The sequence below is a fragment of the Candidatus Aquiluna sp. IMCC13023 genome, assembly GCF_000257665.1.
Classification (GTDB): Bacteria; Actinomycetota; Actinomycetes; order Actinomycetales; family Microbacteriaceae; genus Aquiluna.
In genome coordinates this window covers 296,633-317,408 of sequence record NZ_AJKR01000002.1, presented here as the reverse complement: position 1 = coordinate 317,408, position 20,776 = coordinate 296,633, and the positions used below count along the sequence as shown (strand labels likewise).

Annotated in this window: 18 protein-coding genes; all 18 read right to left on the bottom strand. The window is 51.9% G+C overall.

Annotation, left to right across the window (positions count from 1 at the left end):
* Positions 1-34: 34 nt before the first annotated feature.
* Entirely contained in the window at positions 35-1,252 is a 1,218-nt protein-coding gene (locus tag IMCC13023_RS02530) for an NADP-dependent isocitrate dehydrogenase (protein ID WP_007540899.1), read from the bottom strand.
* Positions 1,253-1,324: 72 nt separating this feature from the next.
* The gene (locus IMCC13023_RS02525) at positions 1,325-3,130 is read right to left on the bottom strand and encodes an ABC transporter ATP-binding protein (protein ID WP_007540897.1); all 1,806 of its coding nucleotides are present in this window, start codon (positions 3,128-3,130) and stop codon (positions 1,325-1,327) included.
* On the bottom strand, positions 3,127-4,902 hold the full coding sequence (locus IMCC13023_RS02520) for an ABC transporter ATP-binding protein (protein WP_007540895.1): 1,776 nt from the start codon (positions 4,900-4,902) through the stop codon (positions 3,127-3,129). The genes IMCC13023_RS02525 and IMCC13023_RS02520 overlap by 4 nt, the downstream gene beginning before the upstream one ends.
* Before the next feature lie 67 nt (positions 4,903-4,969).
* Complete coding sequence (purH, locus tag IMCC13023_RS02515) at positions 4,970-6,511, bottom strand: bifunctional phosphoribosylaminoimidazolecarboxamide formyltransferase/IMP cyclohydrolase (protein ID WP_007540893.1); 1,542 nt, start codon at positions 6,509-6,511, stop codon at positions 4,970-4,972.
* Complete coding sequence (gene purN, locus IMCC13023_RS02510) at positions 6,504-7,100, bottom strand: phosphoribosylglycinamide formyltransferase (protein WP_007540891.1); 597 nt, start codon at positions 7,098-7,100, stop codon at positions 6,504-6,506. Before purN ends, purH begins: the two co-directional genes overlap by 8 nt.
* Positions 7,101-7,109: 9 nt before the next feature.
* Complete coding sequence (locus tag IMCC13023_RS02505; RefSeq protein WP_007540889.1) at positions 7,110-8,357, bottom strand: cell division protein PerM; 1,248 nt, start codon at positions 8,355-8,357, stop codon at positions 7,110-7,112.
* An 8-nt stretch (positions 8,358-8,365) separates the two neighbouring features.
* Positions 8,366-9,253 (bottom strand): succinate--CoA ligase subunit alpha, encoded by an 888-nt coding sequence (gene sucD / locus IMCC13023_RS02500; protein ID WP_007540886.1) that lies wholly within the window; start codon positions 9,251-9,253, stop codon positions 8,366-8,368.
* Between the two features lie 11 nt (positions 9,254-9,264).
* On the bottom strand, positions 9,265-10,422 hold the full coding sequence (gene sucC, locus IMCC13023_RS02495) for an ADP-forming succinate--CoA ligase subunit beta (RefSeq protein ID WP_007540884.1): 1,158 nt from the start codon (positions 10,420-10,422) through the stop codon (positions 9,265-9,267).
* Positions 10,423-10,495: 73 nt separating this feature from the next.
* Positions 10,496-12,775 carry an ATP-dependent helicase gene (locus IMCC13023_RS02490; protein WP_007540882.1) on the bottom strand — a complete coding sequence of 760 codons (2,280 nt, stop codon included), beginning with the start codon at positions 12,773-12,775 and terminating at the stop codon, positions 10,496-10,498.
* Between the two features lie 10 nt (positions 12,776-12,785).
* Positions 12,786-13,634, bottom strand: a complete 849-nt coding sequence (locus tag IMCC13023_RS02485) for a glycerophosphodiester phosphodiesterase (protein WP_162097425.1) — start codon at positions 13,632-13,634, stop codon at positions 12,786-12,788.
* The gene (guaA, locus tag IMCC13023_RS02480) at positions 13,621-15,174 is read right to left on the bottom strand and encodes a glutamine-hydrolyzing GMP synthase (protein ID WP_007540879.1); all 1,554 of its coding nucleotides are present in this window, start codon (positions 15,172-15,174) and stop codon (positions 13,621-13,623) included. Before guaA ends, IMCC13023_RS02485 begins: the two co-directional genes overlap by 14 nt.
* Positions 15,171-15,605, bottom strand: coding sequence for a DUF3817 domain-containing protein (locus IMCC13023_RS02475; RefSeq protein WP_007540877.1), 435 nt, complete (start codon positions 15,603-15,605; stop codon positions 15,171-15,173). The genes guaA and IMCC13023_RS02475 overlap by 4 nt, the downstream gene beginning before the upstream one ends.
* A 10-nt stretch (positions 15,606-15,615) precedes the next feature.
* Positions 15,616-17,247, bottom strand: a complete 1,632-nt coding sequence (locus tag IMCC13023_RS02470) for a putative PEP-binding protein (protein ID WP_007540875.1) — start codon at positions 17,245-17,247, stop codon at positions 15,616-15,618.
* A 2-nt stretch (positions 17,248-17,249) separates the two neighbouring features.
* Positions 17,250-17,519 carry an HPr family phosphocarrier protein gene (locus tag IMCC13023_RS02465; RefSeq protein ID WP_007540873.1) on the bottom strand — a complete coding sequence of 90 codons (270 nt, stop codon included), beginning with the start codon at positions 17,517-17,519 and terminating at the stop codon, positions 17,250-17,252.
* A 62-nt stretch (positions 17,520-17,581) separates the two neighbouring features.
* The gene (locus tag IMCC13023_RS02460; RefSeq protein ID WP_007540871.1) at positions 17,582-18,724 is read right to left on the bottom strand and encodes a mannitol-1-phosphate 5-dehydrogenase; all 1,143 of its coding nucleotides are present in this window, start codon (positions 18,722-18,724) and stop codon (positions 17,582-17,584) included.
* Between the two features lie 84 nt (positions 18,725-18,808).
* Positions 18,809-19,240 (bottom strand): PTS mannitol transporter subunit IIA, encoded by a 432-nt coding sequence (locus IMCC13023_RS02455; RefSeq protein WP_007540869.1) that lies wholly within the window; start codon positions 19,238-19,240, stop codon positions 18,809-18,811.
* Positions 19,233-19,547: a PTS sugar transporter subunit IIBC family protein gene (locus IMCC13023_RS07400; protein WP_007540867.1), complete on the bottom strand. Its 315-nt coding sequence runs from the start codon at positions 19,545-19,547 to the stop codon at positions 19,233-19,235. The genes IMCC13023_RS02455 and IMCC13023_RS07400 overlap by 8 nt, the downstream gene beginning before the upstream one ends.
* Before the next feature lie 2 nt (positions 19,548-19,549).
* On the bottom strand, positions 19,550-20,668 hold the full coding sequence (locus IMCC13023_RS02445; RefSeq protein WP_007540865.1) for a PTS transporter subunit EIIC: 1,119 nt from the start codon (positions 20,666-20,668) through the stop codon (positions 19,550-19,552).
* Positions 20,669-20,776: the final 108 nt, after the last annotated feature.

The following is a 20,776-nucleotide window of genomic DNA, read 5'->3' as shown; positions in this document are numbered from 1 at the left end:
GGAGTTTTCCACAAGCCGCTAGCGGCCTGGTTATTTAGGCCATTTTTGACTGAAGGTTCTCGGCAATCGATGCCATGAACTCATCGGTTGACTGCCAAGGCTGATCTTTTCCAACCAACGCAGCCAAATCCTTTGTCATTTTTCCAGACTCAACCGTTTCGATAATTACATCTTCAAGTGCCTGCGCGAACTTTGCCACCTCAGGGGTGTCATCCAGTTTTGCTCGATGCATCAGGCCTCTTGTCCAGGCAAAGATCGATGCAATTGGGTTGGTAGAGGTCTTGTTGCCCTGTTGCCATTGGCGGTAGTGACGAGTCACAGTTCCGTGAGCAGCCTCGGCCAGTGCCGTCTTGCCATCTGGGGTTGTTAGCACCGAGGTCATTAGACCCAAAGAGCCAAAGCCTTGCGCCACGGTGTCGGACTGCACATCACCGTCGTAATTTTTACAAGCCCAAACATACCCGCCTTCCCACTTCAAGCAAGCTGCGACCATGTCATCGATTAGACGGTGCTCGTAGGTGAGGCCAGCTTTTTCAAACCTGTCTTTGTACTCGGTATTGAAAACATCCTCGAAGGCGTCCTTGAACGCTCCGTCGTAGGCCTTCAAAATTGTGTTCTTGGTTGACATGTAGACCGGATAGTTTCGAGCCAGGCCGTAGTTGAAGGAGGCTCTTGCAAAATCACGAATGGAATCCATGTAGTTGTACATTCCCATTGCAACTCCGCCGTTCTCCGGGAAGTCCGCAATTGTCAATACCTGCGGCTCTGAGCCGTCAGCTGGGGCCCATGTCATGGTGACAGTGCCCTTGCCAGGTATTTTGATGTCTGTGGCCTTGTACTGGTCACCGTGTGCGTGACGACCAATGATGATTGGCTTGGTCCAACCCGGGACTAACCTCGGAACGTTTGAGATGATAATTGGCTCGCGAAATACAACACCGTCAAGGATGTTTCGAATGGTTCCGTTCGGAGAACGCCACATTTTTTTCAATCCGAATTCGACCACTCGGTCTTCGTCCGGAGTAATCGTTGCGCACTTGACTCCAACGCCGTACTTCTTGATGGCGTGAGCTGCATCAATGGTGATCTGATCGTCAGTCGCATCTCGATTTTCAACCGATAGGTCGTAATACTCCAGGTCAATATCCAGATAAGGAAGAATCAGCTTGTCCTTGATGTCCTGCCAGATGATGCGAGTCATTTCGTCGCCGTCTAGCTCAACAACTTTTCCAACAACACTGATTTTGTTCATTACTCTCCTGATTAAGCGCGTGATTCGGGCCTAAATGACCGTCCCTAGCCTATCGGTTTCAGTCAATGAGCCCTAAACCAGAGAATCTTTCCAGGATTTGTAGAGCTTCGAGAATTTACCTCCCGAGGCCACTAGCTGCTCCGGTGAACCATCCTCAATAATTTTTCCGTGCTCCATTACCAAAACACGATCCGCTATCGAAACCGTTGAGAGTCGATGCGCGATGATCACAGCGGTCCGACCCGCAAGCAGTGTCTTTAGACCAAGTTGCACCATTGCCTCCGAGGGTATGTCCAAGGAAGAAGTTGCCTCATCCAGAATCAAAACTGCAGGGTCCGCCAGGAAGGCACGTGCAAAGGAGATCAACTGGCGCTGGCCGCTTGAAACTCTCCCGCCACGCTTATTGACATCCGTCTCATAGCCGTAGGGCAGTTCCAGAATAAATTCGTGCGCCCCCACTGCCTTGGCGGCCTTGACCACATCATCCATCGATGCACCCGGGCGCCCTAGCTGAATGTTCTGGGCTACCGATCCGGTAAACAGGTATGCCTCCTGAGTCACCATAACTACCTTTTGACGCAGATTCACATTCGAAATGTCTCTTAGGTCGTAACCGTCAAGACGAACGACCCCTTCGCTAGGGTCGTAGAACCTTGATATGAGTTTTGCGAGAGTCGACTTCCCGGCGCCAGTGGTCCCGACCAGAGCGATAGTTTGGCCACCTGGGATATCCAGCGAGAACGGGTGCAACACAATATCACCGGTGTTGTACTGGAACTTCACCCTGTCAAAAACTAGACCACCGTTGATGTTCTTCAGCTCAACCGGGTTCTCAGGATCTGGTACCGACGGCTCTTCTTGCAGCACACCGGAAATTTTCTCAAGAGCAGCAGAAGCCGACTGGTAAGAGTTATAGAAAATTGCAATCTGTTCCATCGGGTCGAAAAACCTTCTGGCGTAAAGAATTGCTGCCGTCAAAACCCCTATGCCCAACGTTCCGTCAAGCACTCGGAATCCACCCACGAGCAGGATCGCAGCAACGGTCGCGTTGCCGATTAATATCAATGCTGGATCGTAAATTCCAAAAAGTTGAATCAGTCTTGCGTTCAATAGCCGGTACTTTTCCACCAAGCCACCAAAGTGCTTCTCGTTGCGACCCTCCTTGCGGAATGCCTTGACCGCGCGGATACCGGTCATGGTCTCGACAAAGTTTTGAATCAAGGTTGAAGATGCAACCCGCTGCGCTCTAAAGCCACGGTTCGTGTTTATCTGAAACCACCTAGTCACAATCGCAAGTGGGATACCTGCGGCCATAAGAACAAGGAAGCTAATTGGATCAAGGATCAAGAGCGCACCAGCGGTGAATACCATGAAGAAGATTCCAACGACTAGTTCTCCTAAGCCACCAGACAGTAGTTCGGAAATCGACTCTAGGTCCGAGGTCTGCCTCGCGATTACTCGCCCCGCGGTGTAGCGCTCGTGGAACTCGACCGAAAGCTTTTGTGTGTGGACAAACATTCTGTTCCGCAATGCAAACAGCATTGACTGGGCTATTTTTGACGTAAGGATCATGAAGTAATAAACCATCAGCGCACTAAAAGCTGCGGCTCCCAAATACAGCAGAATTATCATCCACAGCGGATAAAAGTCGTCCTCAATGGCTCTAGGAAGTGCCCAGTCAATTGCGAATGCGATTAGCGCTGGACCCGCAACCCTGAGCGTCGTGGAGATAAAAATCATTGCTACAGCGAGCCAAAGCCTTGCGCGAAGTGGGAGCAACAACGAACCCAGAAGCTTTCGGGATCGCTGCCTAATGAACCTAGATTCGGTTTTGGTTAGATCGGTTCTTTCTTCGTTGTTGGTTCCGTAAAGACTCATACGTTCACCTCACGCTCTTTCTGGTCAGTGTCCAGAGAGGTAATGACGTGGCGGTATTCGGTGCTGGTGTCTAGTAGTTCGCGGTGAGTACCGAAGGCAATAATTTTGCCATCTTGCATTAGAGCGACCTTGTCGGCCAACATCACCGTCGAAGGTCGGTGAGCGACTATCAGGGCGGTGGTTGATTTCAGAACATGTCGAAGCGCGTCTTCGACCATTGCCTCGGTGTCAACATCAACGGCCGACAGTGGATCATCCAAAACCAAGATCTTAGGTTTGGCCGCCACCGCTCTTGCCAATGCCAATCGCTGGCGCTGACCACCCGAGAGGCTCAGACCTTCATCGCCGATTGGCGTATCAAGGCCCTGTGGCAAATCGTATACAAACTGCGCCTGGGCAATCTCGAGGGCCTGCTTTAGGGCATCCTCGCTTTGATCTTTATTGCCCAGGAGAACGTTGTCGCGAACGCTGGATGAGAAAAGAGTGGCGTCCTCAAAAGCCATTGCGATGTTTGATCTAAGGTCGGCTCGAGTCAAATCTCTAATGTCGACCCCATCGATAGTTATCGAGCCGCCGGTTACCTCATACAACCTTGTTGTTAGAGCCGTCAGGGTTGTCTTGCCACTTCCGGTAAGCCCAATAAGTGCTACCGACTGACCCGGCTCTATTCGAAGGCTGACGCCATCGACCAAGTCGCGATTTTTCGGATCAGCATCCGGGTAGTGAAAGTGAACTTCATGAAACTCAAGTAGGCCCTTGGGTTCCTTAATTGTCTTGCCAGAAACCGGATCAGCAATTAGGTCCGGCTCATCCAGCACTTCGAAGATTCTCGTTGTGGCTGTCTTCGCCTCAAGTGTCATACCCAGCAAGAATCCAAGGGACTCAGTTGGCCAACGAAGGACCATCGCGGTTGCAACAAAAGCCACGAGTGTCCCAACCGTCATTTCCCCGTTAGCCGTAAACCAAATCCCGGCCAAGAGAGCCAGGCCAAGAGCAAATTCGGGAATCATCATTAGGTAGAGCCAGATGTTTGCGACGGCTTTTGCCTTGCTAATCTCTGTGTTCCTAAGTTCCGAGGCCTGGGTTGCAAATTGTTCAGCTGCAAAACCGCCGCGGCCGAAAGCCTTTAGGACTCTGACGCCATGAACAGATTCTTCTACCCGTGTTGCAAGGTCTCCCGACTGATCCTGAGCGAGCCTGGCAATAGTGCCAAAACCGCGCGAGAAGCGGAATCCAATGAGCCAAATCGGAATAGACGCTACTGAAAAGATAAGCCCCAACCAGAAGTTGTAGGTGAACAGAATCAATAGTCCAACCACCAGGGTGATGAAGTTCGCGATCAGTAGCACAATTCCAAAGCTGAGCCAACGCCTAATTAGACCCAGGTCGGCAACCGCCCTGGAAAGCAACTGCCCCGATGGCCAGCGATCATGGAATGCAACTGGTAAGTCTTGAAGCTTGGCGAACAAAGTGTTCCGCATATCAGCCTCTACGAATGTTCCAGGAGTCAGAACCAACCAACGCCTGAGAAGTACTAGAGCAGCCTCTATAACCCCGAGCAAGAGAATCAAACCGACAGCGGGTAGCAATGCGGCCCGACCGCCGTCCACCAGTGAGTTCACCAGTGACTGCAAAAATTGCGGGATTGAAAGAGCCACCATGTGTGCGCCGATTGCAGCGAGTATGCCAAGGCCAATGCGCCATAGTGCCCGTCTTGCAAAAGGGACCAGTCGCCAAAGGGTTTTTATAGTCCCCAATTCAGCCTGCTGCATAGCTCTCTCCGAGGTAATTCTGGCCAAACGGCCTTTCTCGTAAACATTTGATGCGCTTTGATTATTTCTAGTGGAAAAAATGTCTTTCGCCCGTGAAGTACATGCTGATGCCGGCCTTGCTGGCTGCGGCAATCACTTCCTCGTCTCGAACGCTTCCGCCCGGCTGGACAACTGCCGATACCCCGGCATCTATCAGCACCTGAAGACCGTCGGCGAATGGGAAAAATGCGTCGGAGGCTGCGGCCGAACCGACCACTCTGTCGCCAGCCCTTGCAACCGCCAGCCTGCAAGAATCCAGCCTGTTGACCTGACCCATGCCAATCCCAACGGCGGCCCCATTTTTAGCCAGCAAAATCGCGTTGGATTTCACTGACCGGCAAGCGATCCATGCAAACTCTAAGTCGCGCATCTGGTCAGCCTCAACACCCTTACCAGCGACCAATTGCCAGTTCTGATTATTCAGGCCTTCAAATCCGTCTGAATCCTGAATAAGCATGCCGCCCGAAACCTGACGAATGTCTAACGCCGCTCTGACATAAGGACTTGATAGCTCCAAAATTCGCAAGTTCTTTTTCTTTTTCAGTATTTCAATTGCTGTCGAGCTGAACGAGGGCGCAATTATGACCTCGGTGAAGATATCAGCAACGGCTAGGGCCATTGCCTCGGTAACTTCGCTATTGGTTGCAATTACTCCTCCGAAGGCCGAAACCGGATCGGTATTGTGGGCAGCCTGATAGGCAGTTGCGACATCTGCTCCGATAGCAATTCCACACGGGTTAGCATGCTTGATGATCGCTACCGCGGGGGCCTGAAAGTCGTGGGCTGCCCGAAGCGCGGCATCTGCGTCAACAAAGTTGTTGTAACTCATCTGCTTGCCCGAATGCTGAATGGCAGTTGCCACACCTGAAGAATCACCAGAGAAATAAAGTGCTGCCGACTGATGAGAGTTCTCGCCGTATCTCAAGTCCTGGTCTTTGGTGAGCGAAATATTGATCGATTCCGGAGTGGCCTCTTCACCGAATTCGCGCGCCAGGAAGCTTGCAACCGCCGAGTCATAGCCGGCGGTGTGAGCAAATGCCTGCTGAGCAAGTTTTTGCCGAAACCTGAGTGTTGTCCCACCCTCATCAAGCGCATCTATCAAAAGCGGGTAATTCTTTGGATCGACAATTATCGCCACATTGGCATGGTTTTTGGCGGCAGCTCGAACCATTGCGGGTCCACCGATATCAATCTGCTCGATCGCTGCATCCCCGGTTGACCCGCTGGCAACGGTCTCAACAAAAGGGTAGAGGTTTACAACCACTAGCTGAAAAGCTTCGATGTTTAGCTCGGCAAGCTCTTGATTGTGCTTTTCAAGTCTCAGATCGGCAAGAATGCCGCCGTGGATGGACGGGTGCAGCGTCTTTACTCGACCATCCAGACTTTCAGGAAATCCGGTTACTTCACTGACCTCTTTCACGGCCATACCAGCAGAAGCGATTTGTTTGGCGGTTGAACCGGTTGACACCAGCTGCACTCCAGCCGCAGTCAGGGCGGTAGCCAGCTCAATCAACCCGGTCTTATCCGATACGGAAATTAATGCCCTTTTTATGGCCACTACATCAGGCATTGTGTTCCTTTTCGGCGAGCACGAGTGCTCCGGTTGCAATGTCCTGAACCGCTTGAACTAGCTGCTCTTGTTCCACCAGCTTAATCTGCTCTTGCAAATCAGTTTCTGAGATTCCGAGTGCAACTGGAATGCTGACTTGAGTCAGAACTTTGCCGGTATCCACGCCCTCATCAACAATGTGAATGGTCGCTCCAGTTACTGTAGCCCCAGCTGCCAAAGTATCTGCGACGGCATTGGCCCCTGGAAAATCGGGCAACAGCGATGGGTGCAGATTAATCATTCGCGGAGAGAGCTGGTTGACAATGTTTGCAGGCAAGACCCTCATGAACCCGGCTAAGACCACTAGGTCGGGCTTATGGAATTCAATATTCGAAAGCAAAACCTCGGCCCACGCTTCTCGGCTTTCGAACCTTGAAGGTTCGACAACGAAAGTCGGAACCCCAAACTCTTCGGCGTGCTCTAGGCCGGTAGCAGCCTTATCGGACCCAACCGCAACTACCTTCGCCGGGTATAGCGGGCTGGCCGCCGCTGTCAAAAGCGCACGAAGATTTGAACCGCCACCTGAAATAAGCACTACAACCGAGAACATGAACCCAGTCTACTTTCGCTCGGAAGCATCGCCGTATGGCTTAGCAATTACCAAAGCAGCTAAGAAGCTGGGCACTAGAACCTCAACAAACACCACTCCTGCGAACATCAGTGGATTGGCCCCAACGGTTTCAAACCGACCCGGGCCAAAGCTGCCTGATGCTGCCTGGCTTACAAGGAAGACGGCGATAGCTGCGGTTGAGGCAGCAACCAACGACAGGGATAGAGCCCCACTTAGTCTGGTGCTGTATTCCCAGCGCAATTGATCCGCGTGCCTCGCTACAAAAAACGTTGCGATAAGTGCGGCCAGTAATGGAATAAGTACGAAAATAAGCCCGCGCTCAAAGCCCCCGGTTGGTAAGGCTGCAAACACCGGAAGTGCGGGAAGTGGACCCAGCTCGGACGCAAACGGGGAAACATAAGAGCCGGTGCCGATTGCAAACCCTGCCCCAGAAATCCAAGATGCCCCATAGACAATTAGGTTTGGCAAGATTGCCAGCTGACCAATGGTCACCATGACCCCGCCCAAAATACTCAAGCCCAGCCCCTGATAAAGACCGATAACTTGAATCCAGCCGAAGCCTAAACCAAGAGCAATCAATGCCGAGCTTGCAAAAATCAAAACTGCCACAACCGACAAACCAACCCTGACACCGGGGTTTAGTGCAGTTCGAATTGACCAGTGCAACTTCGCATAGGCGATAGTAAAGAGACCTCTGATCCAGATTCGCTCTTTGGCCTCCGGGCCATTTGCGCCCTCGAATAGCTCAAATCTTCTACCGCTCACGGACGATGCGATGAGTATTAATCCAAAAAATATTGCCGGATAATAAAGCGGTTCCCAGGTGCCTGCGATTACCGAATCATCTGCCACAAGCAGTGAGGCTCCGTAGCTTATGCCGCCAAAAGCTAGCGACCCTCCGAGCCATGCCGGCCAAAGCGAGGCAGCGGCCGATAGTCGATGACCGATTCTGATTGCCATTAGAACGATTACGCCGGTAAGCCCGAGTGGCAGCGCTGTGAGGAAGAACGCTTCAAAACCTATGCCTAGGATCTCTCCTTCAGCAAAGCCAATTGGGACTCCGCATGCCAGCAAGAATGCATAGACAGCTACTCTGAGCGCCAGAATCCATTCAACTTGTCCGTCGCCCTCTATAAACCAAGCAAGTGTTAGCGGAGCAATCATCAGTCCCACCACAGTGGCAATGATTATCAAAGCCTGCAGTGCGGCTATTGCGAAGCTAAGCCCCCGGTTCACGGTTCGCGCTATAGGTTGGCGATAATGTCGCGCATCAAGGTGGCGGTCTCAGATGGCGTCTTGCCAACCTTCACACCAACGGCTTCGAATGCCTCTTTCTTGCCCTGAGCTGTTCCGGCAGACCCAGAAACAATCGCACCCGCGTGACCCATGGTCTTACCCTCTGGAGCTGTAAATCCAGCCACGTAGGCAACAACTGGCTTGGTCACGTGCTTGGAGATGTATTCCGCTGCCTTCTCTTCACTGTCGCCGCCAATTTCACCAATCAACACAATAGCTTTGGTCTCAGGGTCATTCTCAAATGCCTCGAGGGCATCGATGTGAGTGGTTCCAATAACAGGGTCCCCGCCAATACCGATTCCCGTTGTAAAGCCGATGTCTCTTAGTTCAAACATCATCTGGTAGGTAAGGGTTCCGGACTTAGAAACCAAGCCAATTGGTCCCTTTCCAGTGATGTTCCAAGGAGTAATTCCGGCATTTGATTCACCCGGGCTAATGATTCCCGGGCAATTTGGGCCGATAAGTCTGGTTTTCAGTCCCTTTTCGACGTTGTATGCCCAAGCCGAAGCTGAGTCGTGGACCGGGATTCCCTCGGTAATAGCAACTGCAAGTGGAATCTCAGCGTCTATTGCTTCGACGATTGCCTGCTTGGCAAAAGCCGGCGGCACGAAAATAACAGAAACGTTTGCACCGGTGGCGCTCATCGCCTCCGCGACAGTTCCGAAAACCGGAAGGGACTTGCCCTCAACTTCGACAGTTTCGCCGGCCTTGCGAGGATTTACACCGCCAACGATGTTCGATCCGCCAGCCAGCATTCGCTGAGTGTGCTTCATTCCCTCGGCACCGGTCATGCCCTGAACGATGATTTTAGAATCTGAGTTTAGAAAAATTGCCATTTTTTAGCCCCTTAGCCGTTCGCAAGTTCAGCGGCGGTGTTAGCCCCACCATCCATGGTGTCCGCAAGTACCACTAGCGGGTGGTTGAATTCCTTCAAAATTGTTCTGCCTTCTTCAACGTTGTTTCCATCAAGTCTGACAACAAGTGGCTTAGAAGCCTTGGCGCCGAGAGTGTTTAGTGCTCCAACGATGCCGTTAGCAACCGCGTCGCAGGCCGTGATGCCGCCAAAGACGTTCACAAACACGCTTTTGACCTGTGGGTCATTGAGAATTACATCTAGACCCGCGGCCATTACCTCTGCGGACGCTCCGCCGCCGATGTCCAAGAAGTTTGCGGGCTTTACTCCGCCATTGGCCTCTCCGGCGTAAGCCACGACGTCTAGCGTGGACATAACAAGCCCGGCACCATTTCCAATGATTCCTACTTCGCCGTCGAGCTTCACGTAGTTCAGATCCATCGCCTTTGCTTTGGCTTCTAGTGGGTCGAGCGCATCGCGCTCCATGTCATCGCGCTGGTGACGGAAATCCGCGTTTTCATCGAGGGTGATTTTGCCGTCGAGGGCGAGAATTTTGCCGTCTTCGGTTAGCACCAACGGGTTTACCTCAACCAAGGTCGCATCTTCTTTTACGAAGACGTCATAGAGCTTGAGGATTACATCACTGACTGAGTCGATTAGCTCTTCCGGGAACCTGCCGGCCTTCGCAATTTCCATGGCCAAGGCCTTGTCTATGCCGGTAACAGCGGAGACCGGAATCTTTGCCAATGCGTCTGGGCGTTCAACGGCAAGCTGCTCGATTTCCATGCCGCCCTCAACAGAACAAAGTGACAAGAAGGTTCGGTTTGAACGGTCTAGAAGGACTGAGAAGTAAAACTCCTGAGCGATCTTGGCGCCCTCTGCGATCATTAGGCGCTTTACAACATGGCCCTTGATGTCAAGTCCAAGAATTTCTTCGGCTTTTTGCCGGGCCTCGGCTGGGCTGTGAGCCACTTTTACACCGCCGGCCTTGCCGCGCCCTCCAGTTTTTACCTGGGCTTTGACGACAACTGTGCCGCCGATAGCGGTCGCTGCTGCCTCCGCTTCGTCAGGTGTATCTGCGATTCGACCCTGTAAAACCGGAACTCCGTGTTTTTCGAAAAGGTCGCGGGCTTGATATTCAAATAGATCCACTTTGGTCTTTCAGTTCTTTTTAGCCGACGTTTAACCTTCTAAAGTCTAGCGATTGAAAAAACGCATTCATTACCTAGAGCTTGGTTATTGGTGCCATTTTCACAAGTAGCCGCTTTGTGACCCCCGATTCAAAACGAACTTCGGCAGTTTGTCTTGGGTTTTGACCCGACACACTAACAACAGCGCCCTCGCCGAAAGTGTCGTGATTGACTCGGTCGCCCACTGCAAGCTCAAGGTCTTTATTGTCCCTGACCGCACTTGGCGAGTTGATCGCGCCCTTCCACTTTGAAGGCTCTCTTGTGAAGCCAACCGAACGCTCATAAGCCCTGTCGGTGGATCGTTCGGATCCTTCGGCTTCAACTAGTTCCTGAGGTATGTCGGCTAAAAACATGGAGGTGGTGAAACCGGAAGTGTTTCCAAAAATCGTTCGCTGAAGCGCATGAGAGATAAACAGTTGCTCGCGGGCTCTTGTCATGCCGACATACATCAACCGCCTTTCCTCCTGCAGTCCACCGGGTTCATCAAAAGACCTGATGTGAGGCAATGTTCCCTGCTCAAGACCAATCATGAACACGACCTGATACTCAAGCCCCTTTGCGGTGTGAAGCGTCATCAAAGAAATGCTGCCGGATTCATCTTCGATCTCATCCGCGGCTGCCGAAAGCGTAACTTCGGCAAGGTAATCGGCAACTGTGCCCTCCGGGAACTGAGCTTGCCACTCGAATAGCTGTCCGAGCAAGGCATCTAAGTTTTCAACCCGTGCTTCATCTTGGGGGTCCCTTGATAGCTCCAGCTCAGAACGATATCCGCTCCTAGTAAGCGCTAATTTCAAAACCTCGGCCGGGCCATCAGTAACAGTCATTGCTTCTAATTCGTTGAGCAATTCCCCAAAGGCCGTCACAGATGCTTGGAGCTTGGGTCCGAGTTGCAAGTCGGAAGCAAATAAGAGTGCTTGTCGAAAGCTCATTTCATTTGTCCTGGCAAACTGAGCGATTTTTAGTTCGGTCTTCTGACCAATGCCACGAGTTGGGATGTTTATGACTCTTCTTACGGCCTCGTCATTCCGCCCATTTGAAATTGCGGACAAATAGGCCAACGCATCTTTGATTTCTCGACGCTCAAAAAACTTCAAGCCCCCGATAACCGCATAGGGAATCTGCTGGCTCTTGAGCTCAGCCTCTAGAGATGGCGTTAGCGAGTTAGTGCGATAAAGGACCGCGATGTCTCGGTAATTGACGCCTTCGTCGTGCAGCTTCTTGACTCTATCGACGACAAAAGCTGCTTCATTTCGCTCGTCGTAAGCTGTGAACATGGTGATTTTGTCACCGGCGCCCGAATCGGTCCAAAGGTTTTTGGCTGGTCGATATGGGTTTTGCGAAATAACCGCGTTCGCAGCCGAAAGTATGTTTTGAGTGGAGCGGTAATTTTGCTCTAGCAAAATAGTTTCTGCACCTGGGAAATCGCGCTCAAACTCGGTAATGTTCCTGATCGAAGCTCCTCGGAATGCGTAAATTGACTGGTCCGAGTCTCCAACGACGGTTAGGTCAGCTGGGCCAAGTACTTCGCCGGTTTGCTCATCAAAAATTGCATGTTCTTCTGGCAATGGCCTGGTGAACTCTCGAATGAGTGCGTATTGGGCATGGTTGGTGTCCTGGTACTCGTCGACGAGCACGTGACGGAATCGCTTTTGATACCTAGCGCGAAGTTCCGGAAATGCCTGTAATAGGCCCACAGTCTCAACAATTAGGTCATCAAAATCAAAGGCGTTATTTCTGCGCAGTTCGGACGTGTAGGCCTGGAACACCTCGGCAACAAGACGCTCTCTGGGGTTCGAGCGATCAGCATTTCGAGCGAAGTCTTCGGCGTCCTTCAATTCGTTTTTAGCATTGGAGATGATTGCGGCTGCCTGCGAAGGTTTTATGTCCGCATCTTCTGCGCCAGCTTCTCGAAGCAGTCGCTTCAATAGCGCACGAGTGTCTCCAGTGTCGTAGACACTGAAGTTTGAGTCGTGACCTAGGCGTTGGGCTTCTCTCCGAAGAATTTGAAGGCAAGCAGAGTGGAAGGTCTTCAGCCACATGCCCTGCCCGGCTTGACCGATCAGGCTCTCAACCCGTTCCCTCATTTCGGCCGCAGCTTTATTGGTGAAAGTAATAGCAAGAATCTGAGATGGCCAAATTTCTTTATTGGCTAGCATGTGTGCCATGCGGTGAGTTAGCACCCTGGTCTTACCGGAGCCAGCTCCAGCGACAATTAGCAGCGCTCGTCCGCGATAGCGCACTGCCTGCTGCTGCTGCGGGTTTAGCCCGGTTAGTAAATCATCCGGGTTCGGTTGCTCAAAAATCTCTAACGGCATCGCAGGTAGCTTAGGTCAGGTCGGCTACGGTTTTGATCAACAGATCAGGCTGATCGGCAAAAATTCCATCGACTCCCGTCGAAACAAGACGTTCAAACCATTTTTCGACATTTCCCTCGGCTGTCTCCAGGCGGGCTGTGAAGGCGTAGATGTCTAACCCCATCTTTTTCGCCCGAGCCACAAGATCACCGGTCAGGACCATGGACATCGCAACAGAAACGGCGTCGAAGTTATCAGCAATTTCAACGAGTAATTCATCCGTTAGTTCTGTTATGCCCTCGGGCAGAGTGTCCCGGGCACTTAGGAATACGTAATTGATTTCCGGCCCAATCTCGACTTTGGCTCTTTTTAGAAATTCGAACTCGAAGCTCTCAAGGCTAATTTTCATGTCGCGGCTGGACCAGTCGCTTTGATCAAGCAGAGTCTTTACTTCCTGGATTGGGTCTATTCCAAGAGCCTCGAAATGCGCACCGTGCTTTATCTCGATGATCAGATGCTTGCCATTGAACTGCTGGTGTCCCAAAAGCTGGCGGAGGCTTGGCACAAAGTATTTACCGTCTTGGGAAGCCGAATCAACCCTGCCGTCTGGATACCGTTCTTTGGCTCGTAGCCTTGAGACGTCATCTTTTGTGAGTTGGTCGATCTTGGTGGACAGGAAGCTGTGGTCGTTGATGTCGGTAGTGCTGGCTAGATCTAGATCGTGGCGAATGATTGCGTGACCATCCTTGGTGAAGACCACATCGAACTCGACCGCATCCGCGCCCTGCTCAAAAGCGAGTTCCATCGATTCGATGGTGTTTTCCGGAAGATACCCACAAGCACCGCGATGACCAAAAACCAGCACGCTATTCCCACTCAATCGTGCCCGGAGGCTTAGAGGTGATATCCAGCACGACCCGATTCACATCTGGAACTTCATTGGTGATGCGATTAGAAATCTTTGCCAACAAGTCATAGGGCAATCTGGACCAGTCGGCCGTCATTGCATCTTCCGATGAGACAGGCCGAAGCACAATTGGGTGGCCATAGCTTCTGCCATCTCCCTGAACTCCTACCGAGCGCACATCGGCCAATAAGACAACCGGGCACTGCCAGATTTCAGCATCTTTGCCGGCTGCCGAAAGCTCTTCGCGAACAATTGCGTCCGCCTTGCGAAGTAAGTCAAGTCTTTCTTTTGTAACCTCGCCAACAATTCGAATCCCGAGACCAGGGCCTGGGAACGGCTGCCTAGAAACTATCTCGTCCGGAAGCCCTAACTCGGCGCCGATTGCCCGAACTTCATCCTTAAACAATTCGCGAAGAGGTTCAATGAGCTCGAATTGCAGGTCCTCTGGAAGACCACCAACATTGTGGTGGCTCTTAATTCCAGCTGTTGCGCCGCCACCGGATTCAACCACATCCGGATAAAGCGTTCCCTGAACCAAGAACTTTATTGGTCGATTATCAGCCTTGGCCTCGGCGATGAGCTTCTGCTCGGCTTTTTCAAAGCTACGAATAAACTCGCGTCCGATGATCTTGCGCTTTTGCTCTGGATCACTGACGCCAGCAAGTGCTGATAAAAAGACATCTTCGGCGCTCTCGGTTACCAGCCTGATTCCGGTTGCCGCGACGTAGTCGCGCTCAACCTGCTCTTTTTCGCCCTCACGTAATAAACCATGATCAACGAATACTGCCGTTAGCTGGTCTCCAATGGCCTTATGGACAAGTGCTGCGGCGACCGCAGAGTCAACCCCGCCGGACAGACCACAAATCACCCTGGCGTCTCCAACCTGCGCACGAATTTTTGCAACCTGCTCCGCGATTACATTTCCAGAATTCCAAGTTGGCTCAATCCCGGCTCCAACGTAAAGAAAGTTTTCTAGGACTCGTTGACCCTGGTCGGAGTGGACCACCTCTGGGTGCCACTGAACGCCGTAAATCTTGCGCTCTTTGGATTCAAAGGCCGCAACTGGAGTTGTGGCAGTGGAGGCCAAAACATCAAAGCCCTCAGGAGCCTGAACGACCTGATCACCGTGACTCATCCAGCAAACCTGGGATAGCGGTTGGTCACTTAAAAGCGTTCCAGACTTGTTCACTGTGAGGTCCGTGCCGCCGTATTCCTTTTTGCCGGTCTTGTCTACTCGACCACCTAAGTGATGGGCAAGAACTTGAAAGCCGTAGCAAATACCGAGAATTGGAACGCCGAGCTCCAAAATCTTTGGATCAAGAGCTGGCGACCCATCCTCATAGACGCTGGACGGGCCTCCGGAAAGAATAATTGCCGTTGGTTCTTTGGCTGCAATCTCGGCCGCTGTGACGCTGTGGTGAACAATCTCCGAATAAACATTGGCTTCGCGAACGCGCCTGGCTATCAGCTGAGCGTACTGAGCTCCAAAGTCAACAACTAGTACCGGCTTCATTTGCCCTCCAGTTTGGCAAGCTGTTCATGCGCCATTTTGGCGTAGCGGTTCTCGGTGTAAAAGCTCAAGAACGGTATGACGCCGCCGAGGGCAATCAGCAAGAACCTAGTGAACGACCAGCGCATGAGGGTCCAGATTCTAAAGTCCGCAAATAGATAAACCACATAGAGCCAGCCGTGGATAATTAGGATCCAAACCGTCAGATTGAAACCGACATCGGGCAAGCCTTCGCCATCAACGCCGTATTGTTCAAAACTAAAAAACCCGTTTGGACCGAGCAGCCAAAGATCAAAACCTAAAAATGGCAGGCGTCTAATGCCCCAGGTAATCATCAGCAAAATCAGGAACCCGCCGGTTACATAGGAAGAGGCCTTATAAAAGCGGAGAACCTTTTTTATTTGAGGAACTTGAGCTGGATTCGGGCTTGACATGCTCTTGAGTTTACTTGGCTGAGATTGCCGCAAGGGCCGCAAGGGCCGCAGATTTTGCCTGATCGGCATCCAGACCCGTAAGTGCTGCCTCAAAAACCTCTTTAGCCTGTTCCTTTGTCACAGAGCTCAGGGCCTGTCTTACTATTCCCACCTGAGAACGAGACGAAGACACGGACTGGAACCCCATGCCGGCAAGAACTACGGCGAAGGCTGGGTCCGAGGCGCTCTCACCGCAAACGCCTGAGGAAACACCGGCTTCTTGGCTGACAGCAGCAATTTGCTCCAGCGCTCTCAATAGCGCCGGTTGCCAAGGATTGAGCATCGCACCGAGAGATGGGTTCATGCGGTCAGCCGCAAATAGGTATTGAGACAAATCGTTGGTGCCCACCGAGATAAAGTCCAGAGCACCGGCCAATTGTGCAATTTGGTAGACGATGCTGGGCGTCTCAACCATGATTCCAACCTTGAAGTTTCCAGACTCCCTGGCAAGCGCGGCGAACTCAATTGCTTCGGAGTAAGTCGAAACCATCGGTGCCATCACCCAAACTTCGCGGCCTGACTGCTCTCTTGCCATTTCGAGGCTTTCTAGTTGATCAACAATAAAGTCACGGTGATTCTCAATCAGGCGAAATCCGCGGACGCCGAGTGCCGGATTTTCTTCGTCACCCATGTCCAAAAACGGAACCGGCTTGTCGCTGCCAGCATCGATGGTGCGGACAACAATTGGCCCGGCTGGAGCCGCCTTCAAGATCTCTGTGTAGCTAGTGGCCTGAGACTGCTTAGTTGGCTGGGTCTTGGCAGACAAGTACAGAAGCTCGGTTCTAAATAGCCCTACCCCTTCAGCCGCAGAGGCACTCGCCGCTATCGCGTCTTCCAGCGAGCCAATATTTGCGCGCACCGGAATAATCGGATCTTCGCTTTTTGCGATGAAGGACAGAGCTTCGGTAATGTCACTTTCCTGGCCATCCACCACAACTCGATCACCCACCGGGTCAACTAGGACCTGCATCCCGTCAACCAAGTCTTTGGCCTGCTGACATGAAACAACCGCTGGGATCGATTTTGATCTGCAGATGATTGCAGTGTGTGAAGTCGGACCACCCTGGATCGTGACAACTCCGACAACTGCCTGAGTGAATTGAGCGGTATCAGCCGGTGAGAAGTCCTCACCCACAATTACGAACCTTCCAGTGGTGGGAATATCCAGTCCAAGTGAAATGCCCGCGATCGAGGCGGCAACTCGTCTGGCAAGGTCACGAATATCGTTTAGGCGCTCCTCAAAAGTAGTGTCTCCTGCAAAAATATCGGCGTATTCTTCGACCGCGTTAATAAAAGCAGTGCCCGCGTTCCAACCCTGGGAGATCTGAGCCGATGCGGTCTCAAATAGCTCTTCGTCTTCCAGCAGCATGATCAGGGCTTCAAAAATTTCAGCAGAGGTCTCACCTGCCTTTTCGGCTAGGTCATTCATCTCCAGTGAAACTGCCGCAATGGCAGTCTTCAGGCTTTCTAATTCCAGAGCTTCATCACCGGAGTGCTTGGCCGCCTTTGGCAATGAAGCTACAGGCCTTACTCGAAATACTTCGGCGGCGACGGAGCCAAGACCCACGCCCATACCGGTAAGAATTGTGCCGCTGTCTAGCAAATCTAACCCTTCAAAAAATCTTGAACCTGGGCAATCAAGGCAGTGGCTACAGCCTCGTCATCAGAGTCGACTTCAATGGTCAACTCTTCACCCGTCTTAGCCTTCAGGGCCATCATGCGAAGCGGCGAGTTTGCCTTGGCTAACTCCTGGCCAGCCTTGCCAATTCGAACCTCCAGGCCTGACTCCTTTACTAGCTTCACGATTTGGCCTGCGGGCCTGGCGTGCAGGCCAATCGGATCCAATACGGTAACTGAGCCATTTATTGTGGCCATTGGTTTCTCCTTCAAGGTTCTAATAAAAAATACTAACTAACTCCCGGCGTGATACCGACTGGTCATTTGTGACTAAGTGTCCCCTGGTGCTTTGCAATTGCCTGCTCTAGCGAGGTGGCCAATGGGTGATCATGCAGGATTCCGCAAACCTGCGATGTGAATTCCCAGGGTGATAAGGAGTCCAGTTTAGAGCTGAGTAATTGAACCTCAGGGTCGTCTTGACTAAAGAATTCCAAGGATGCCTCAACCACTTCTAGCAGCGCGCTGGGCTTCTCACCCAGCTCAGCCAAAAGCGCTGCCGGTCCAATAAGGCGCTCAAACCGGGATAGCTTTCTCAAGGGTTGTCTACCAACTCGCTCGACCTGGTCATCTAGCAAAGGGTTTGCGAGGCGCAGTAGGGTTCGGTGGACATAATTTGCATGGTCACTTGAATCAAACCCGTGCTTGGTGACCAGAACCATGGAAGTCTCCTCCATCACTCTTGACACAACATCGCGAACAATCGGATCCCGAAGCGACTCGGCGACTGTGTCATGGCCGTGACGTTGGCCCAAGTAGGCAATTGTCAAGTGCGCCGTGTTCACCGTGTAAAGCTTTCGCTCAATAAATGGTTGCAGGTCATCGACCATGGTTGCCGCTGGAATCTTTAGATCAGTTCCAGCTAGCCCGCTTTTGTCGATGACCCATTCGCAAAACTTTTCTGCAGCGACGTCTGGCTCAGTGTCTGCTTGCTGCATTGGAACGATTCGGTCGACAGCAGTGTTAGCAAAAAAGATGTTCTTCGGGAGCCTAATAAGCGTCTCCAATATCTTTGAGCTCAAGATATCCGTTGCATTGATAGCGTTTTCACAGGCCATGATTACAAGCGGAGAATCGATTGACCGTGCTTGAATGCCCCGCGCAATTACTGGCGCAATAGCGGGAAGAATATTCGTGCCAACTGATGCGGTAATGACGTTGGCGCGGCCGATGGCAGCGATTAGCGCGGCTTCATCAGCAGTTGAGTCTAGGACTTCAAAGTTTTCGTAATGGGTTTCTTTTTTGGCTTCGCCAAGTTCGATGAGGCTGTACCCGTTGGAGGATCGCAACTTGGCGATCAACTCTATATTCACATCAGCGAAAGTCACAAAGTAACCGGCATCCTGCAGAACTGCCCCGATAAAGCCTCGCCCGATGTTTCCGGCTCCGAAGTGCACTGCCCGCATAGTTTTTCTCCTGTGACTGTTCTGAGTGCTTCTAGATTTTGTCTTACTCAGTGGTTCTTATTTTTTTCGTACTCTGAGTTACAGCTAGTCATTGCCAAGAAGCAGCTGAGCAATTTCCTCAGGATTGTCTGAGTTTTGCAAAATTGCCAACTTGTCCTCGTCCTGAATCATCTCGGCTAAGTTGCCAAGTAACTCCACGTGTCCATCGCCTTGGGAGGCGATGCCAAGAACGCAAGTCACTTCATCATCAGCCCACGAAATTGGCTTGGCCAATCGAACAAACACCAGCTGATCAAAAATAACGTGCGCTCGTGATTCGTCGGTTCCGTGCGGAATGGCAAAGCCCATGCCGATAGCGGAGGGGAAGATTTGTTCTCGCTCCCACATGGCATCGGCGTAGGAACTCGTTATCGCGCCTAGCTCGACAAGTAGCTTGCCGCAGATGTCCACAGCCTCCTCCGGGGAGGAGGCTGTGGCATCTAGCTTTATTCCGGCCTGTTGGACTAAATCAGTCATCGCTGATGTCGTCGCCTGACTTTATTCTTGACACAACTTCGGCGATTTTTAGATCGCCTAGGAACATATCAAACATAATCACAACCGAGTTCGGCACCGCTTGCTTGGCCCTTGAGCCAAGGCCGCGGTGACAAAGAACTAGATCGTGTTCAGTTTCAGTCAGTTGGTTCACAGGGGAATGAGTCACTGAGACCTCTTGGGCCTTAAGTTGCTTAGCAAGCTGCTTTGCAACCATCACAGATGAGCCCATTCCGGCCTCGCAAGCAACAACTATGTTCTTGACAGAGGCGCCCGATATAGTCGCCATAATTACGCAGCATCTCCGGTCTTCATGGCCTGGCTCTTTGCCTTCGAAGCGTCTAGATCTGCAGCATCATCTCCGGAGCGAGTTGCCTTCAAGATGAAGAAGGCCACAACGAAGGAAACAGCTGCTGACAACGCAATGCCCAAAAGCACGCCGAAGTGGTTACCCGGAGGGGTCATCGCCATGTAAGCGAAGATCGATCCTGGTGATGGGGTGGCAACAAGGCCGACTCCAGTAGCCGCGAAAGTAGCAACACCAGTTGCACCACCGGCAATCGCTGCAAGAACAACGATTGGCTTAAGTAGTACGTATGGGAAGTAAATTTCGTGGATTCCACCAAGGAAGTGGATAACGATTGCACCCGGAGCTGAACCGCGAAGGATCTTCGGTCCTGCCAACCAGAATGCAACTAGTAGTCCAAGTCCTGGACCTGGGTTTGACTCAAGCATGAACATGATTGACTTGCCAGTCTCTTCGGCTTCAACCGCTCCGATTGGAGCCAGAACACCGAAGTTGATGGCGTTGTTCAAGAACAGGATCTTTGCTGGCTCAATCAAAATTGAGGCCAAAGGCAAGAAGCCTGTGTCAACTAGAACCTTCACGCCGCTTCCAAGAACGTCGGAGAACGCGTTTACGGTTGGTCCGATTCCTAGGAATCCAAGGATTGCCATAAGCATTCCGGTGATTCCTAGTGAGAAGTTACCAATCAACATCTCGAAGCCGGTTGGGGTTACTGGGTCTAGCACGGCGTCAATCTTCTTCAATACCCATGCAGCCAATGGACCAATGAGCATGGCGCCAAGGAACATAGGAATTGAAGTTCCAACAATCACACCAACGGTTGCAACGGCACCGATAACAGCACCACGCTGACCGTGGACCAAACGTCCACCGGTGTAACCGATGAGGATTGGCAATAGGTTGATGATCATTGGGCCAACCATTGAACTTAGCTCTTCATTTGGGAGCCAGCCGGTTGGGATAAACAGTGCGGTCAGCAAGCCCCAGGCGATAAATGCGCCAATGTTTGGGATTACCATGCCGGCGAGGTTGCCACCGACCTTTTGAACAAACGACTTCCAGCCTGTGTGAGTGCCGTCACCCGCGGGGATGAAATTAGCCATGGGTACTACCTTCCTAATAAGGGGTTGTATTTATTAAACAGAGTCAGGTCAACTGCTTGCTTGCAGGCAAGTAATCGGCCGTTCTCCATCCTCTTCCACTGGCTTCTC

What these genes read in the sequence shown, in the direction of transcription:
- IMCC13023_RS02530 (WP_007540899.1), bottom strand. Translation starts at nt 1,252, where the DNA reads ATGAACAAAATCAGTGTTGTTGGAAAAGTTGTTGAGCTAGACGGCGAC.
- IMCC13023_RS02525 (WP_007540897.1), bottom strand. Translation starts at nt 3,130, where the DNA reads ATGAGTCTTTACGGAACCAACAACGAAGAAAGAACCGATCTAACCAAA.
- IMCC13023_RS02520 (WP_007540895.1), bottom strand. Translation starts at nt 4,902, where the DNA reads ATGCAGCAGGCTGAATTGGGGACTATAAAAACCCTTTGGCGACTGGTC.
- purH (WP_007540893.1), bottom strand. Translation starts at nt 6,511, where the DNA reads ATGCCTGATGTAGTGGCCATAAAAAGGGCATTAATTTCCGTATCGGAT.
- purN (WP_007540891.1), bottom strand. Translation starts at nt 7,100, where the DNA reads ATGTTCTCGGTTGTAGTGCTTATTTCAGGTGGCGGTTCAAATCTTCGT.
- sucD (WP_007540886.1), bottom strand. Translation starts at nt 9,253, where the DNA reads ATGGCAATTTTTCTAAACTCAGATTCTAAAATCATCGTTCAGGGCATG.
- IMCC13023_RS02490 (WP_007540882.1), bottom strand. Translation starts at nt 12,775, where the DNA reads ATGCCGTTAGAGATTTTTGAGCAACCGAACCCGGATGATTTACTAACC.
- guaA (WP_007540879.1), bottom strand. Translation starts at nt 15,174, where the DNA reads ATGAAGCCGGTACTAGTTGTTGACTTTGGAGCTCAGTACGCTCAGCTG.
- IMCC13023_RS02475 (WP_007540877.1), bottom strand. Translation starts at nt 15,605, where the DNA reads ATGTCAAGCCCGAATCCAGCTCAAGTTCCTCAAATAAAAAAGGTTCTC.
- IMCC13023_RS02465 (WP_007540873.1), bottom strand. Translation starts at nt 17,519, where the DNA reads ATGGCCACAATAAATGGCTCAGTTACCGTATTGGATCCGATTGGCCTG.
- IMCC13023_RS02460 (WP_007540871.1), bottom strand. Translation starts at nt 18,724, where the DNA reads ATGCGGGCAGTGCACTTCGGAGCCGGAAACATCGGGCGAGGCTTTATC.
- IMCC13023_RS02455 (WP_007540869.1), bottom strand. Translation starts at nt 19,240, where the DNA reads ATGACTGATTTAGTCCAACAGGCCGGAATAAAGCTAGATGCCACAGCC.
- IMCC13023_RS07400 (WP_007540867.1), bottom strand. Translation starts at nt 19,547, where the DNA reads ATGGCGACTATATCGGGCGCCTCTGTCAAGAACATAGTTGTTGCTTGC.
- IMCC13023_RS02445 (WP_007540865.1), bottom strand. Translation starts at nt 20,668, where the DNA reads ATGGCTAATTTCATCCCCGCGGGTGACGGCACTCACACAGGCTGGAAG.